The organism is Flavonifractor sp. An91 (assembly GCF_002159225.1).
GTDB lineage: Bacteria > Bacillota > Clostridia > Oscillospirales > Oscillospiraceae > Flavonifractor > Flavonifractor avicola.
The window spans coordinates 1-2,196 of sequence record NZ_NFHA01000082.1 but is presented as its reverse complement, the minus strand read 5'-3'; the positions used below and the strand labels follow the sequence as shown (position 1 = coordinate 2,196).

The window sequence follows — 2,196 nt, the reverse complement described above, 5'->3', positions numbered from 1 at the left end:
GTACACAAGAAGTATGTTGTCAAAACTGTGCTTATGGAACTGCGATGCAAATGCCAGATAATCCCGCCAGTTGTGTTCATTTCGGACAATATAGGGAGCCATGACTTCATATATCGTCCGCAGGCGTTCATCATTTCTCAACGGTATCTGACCTCCTTCCTGTATTGGTGATTATGGCCGGTTATCCGGCCTCTTGCTCGGATTCCTGTCCTTTCTGAGCAAAGTAGAGGGCAAGCGCCTCGTCCACAATGCTGTCGAACTCTTTCTGGCTGATGCTGGCGGTAAAGTATTTCTTGTAAATCGCCGGTTTGACCTTGAACGCCGTAGCCGTGGATTTTTTGGGTTTCCGGTTAAACTCGCCGGACAAAATCTGTTCGGTACGCTCTGGGGTCAGCTTTCCGGTATATTCCCGCAGCAGGACAACCTTTCCCTCATTGACCTTGTACTCGCTTCCCGAAAGCACATCGTCAACCATCTGCTGTTCCTGTTCGGTCAGATAAGAGAGCTGCACAGCTACCACAATCGGGAACTCGGCATCATCAATTCGCCTTTTCAGCGGAGTAATCAACTCATTGATGCGGAGATAGTTCGCAACGGCGCGGCCTTTTAAGTCGTATTCAGCACCTAAAATATCCCGGCTTTTCGTCCTGTGGCACTGAGTGCCACTTGTGGGATTTTCCCTGATTTCATCAGGGTTTTCCAGCCTTTTCAGTTCCTCGATAATATCGTTCCGGCGCCCCTGACAGATCATCTTGGAATAGCGCAGAGCCAGCACCGCCGCTTTTTCAGAGGGCAGCATTTCGGAGAAGGAGCGTTGCAGGACATTGGTTTCGATCACATAAATCCAGGCATCTTCATCGGAAAGATTTTCCTTGACGATACAGGGAAGTTCACGGTTTGCAATGGCTGCGGCGTTCTGCCGGTTATGACCGGCCAGCATTTCATACTCAAAGCCATCTTCATCCCGTTCGATCTTGCGGATGATGGCGGGATTCAGGACCCCATGTTCCGAAATGCTTTCTACCAGATCATTGAGCCGGTCGCCCTCATACAGTCGGAACGGATGGCCTCGGAAAGCACGAATGGCCTGCGGGGGAAGGGTGATGATGGTGTTCTTGGTTGGCAAGGATACGGAAGGGGTGGGTTCAATAGGTCTTTCCTCTGGGGCATCCAAGCCCAGAAGATCGTCAATGGACTTGATGCGCGGATTGATTTTAGGCATTTGCCAGCACCTCCTTTGCAAGTTCCAGATAGGCAAGAGAGGCGGGGTTTGCCTGCTCCAGTTCCATGACGCTCATTCCGTAGCTGTTTGCGTCCCCCACCTTGACCGTGTAGGGAATCTGACAGTTGAAGATGGGGAGCGATTGGAACGCCTTTGTGACTTGACCGTATGTACGGCGATACAGGTTCGTCCGCTTGTTGCATTTGGTGAACAGGATACCGCCGATCTCAATGCTGGGATTTAATTTCCGCTTGATTTTCTTGATGGTGTCCACCAACGCCTGCAAACCGGTCAGAGCGAACAGTTCCGGGTCAATCGGGATGATTACCTCGTCGGCAGCCGTTAAAGCGTTGATGGTCAACGAGCCAAGAGAGGGGTTGGTGTCCACGATAATGTAATCGTAGGACAGCCGCAGAGGGTTCAGCAGAGCGGCCAGGTAGTCATTGCTGTCCGGCGTCATCAGCAGATTTGCCTCCGCAACGGTGAGAGATCGGCTGGAAGGGATCAAGTCCACAGATCCGATTTTCTGGATGAACTCGTTGGTATCCGGCAGAGATTCGTCCAGAAGCAGATTGGTGATAAGAGTCCCGGTATTATAGGGCGCCTGGGTCGGCAGGACACCGAAACTGGTGGTGAGGTTATACTGGGGGTCAAAGTCAACTACCAAGACCTTCTTGCCCATCTCGGCCAGCGCATAGGACAGATTTCGGACCGTGCTGGTCTTGGCTACCCCACCTTTCTGGTTGGCTACAACAATTATTTTCCCGCTTTCCATGATAGAAAACCTCCTATATTTTCGTGGAATTTTTGTGATTTCAAGCGTTTGTTCAAGTATGCGTCACTGGCCATAAAGTCGATCAGATTGACCTTCGGGATGATAAATGCCGGACCATGTGAAAGAGCTTTTAGCTTTTTCGTTCTGATCCATTTTGCGACCGTAGATGCCGTGGCGCCTGTTAATTCCGCGGCCTCTC

General features: G+C 51.0%; 3 protein-coding genes. All 3 read right to left on the bottom strand.

Annotated elements, in window-relative coordinates:
• Positions 1 to 181 precede the first annotated feature (181 nt).
• Entirely contained in the window at positions 182 to 1,222 is a 1,041-nt protein-coding gene (locus B5G42_RS17455) for a ParB N-terminal domain-containing protein (RefSeq protein WP_087273148.1), read from the bottom strand.
• Entirely contained in the window at positions 1,215 to 1,997 is a 783-nt protein-coding gene (locus tag B5G42_RS17450) for a ParA family protein (protein WP_055180661.1), read from the bottom strand. The genes B5G42_RS17455 and B5G42_RS17450 overlap by 8 nt, the downstream gene beginning before the upstream one ends.
• A partial coding sequence (locus B5G42_RS18520) for a helix-turn-helix domain-containing protein (RefSeq protein ID WP_206406217.1) occupies positions 1,979 to 2,196 on the bottom strand: 218 nt, incomplete at its 5' end. The genes B5G42_RS18520 and B5G42_RS17450, both read right to left, overlap by 19 nt.

Bases quoted from the DNA above. Each gene is read 5' to 3' on its own strand.
- B5G42_RS17455 (WP_087273148.1), bottom strand. From the start codon at position 1,222: ATGCCTAAAATCAATCCGCGCATCAAGTCCATTGACGATCTTCTGGGC.
- B5G42_RS17450 (WP_055180661.1), bottom strand. From the start codon at position 1,997: ATGGAAAGCGGGAAAATAATTGTTGTAGCCAACCAGAAAGGTGGGGTA.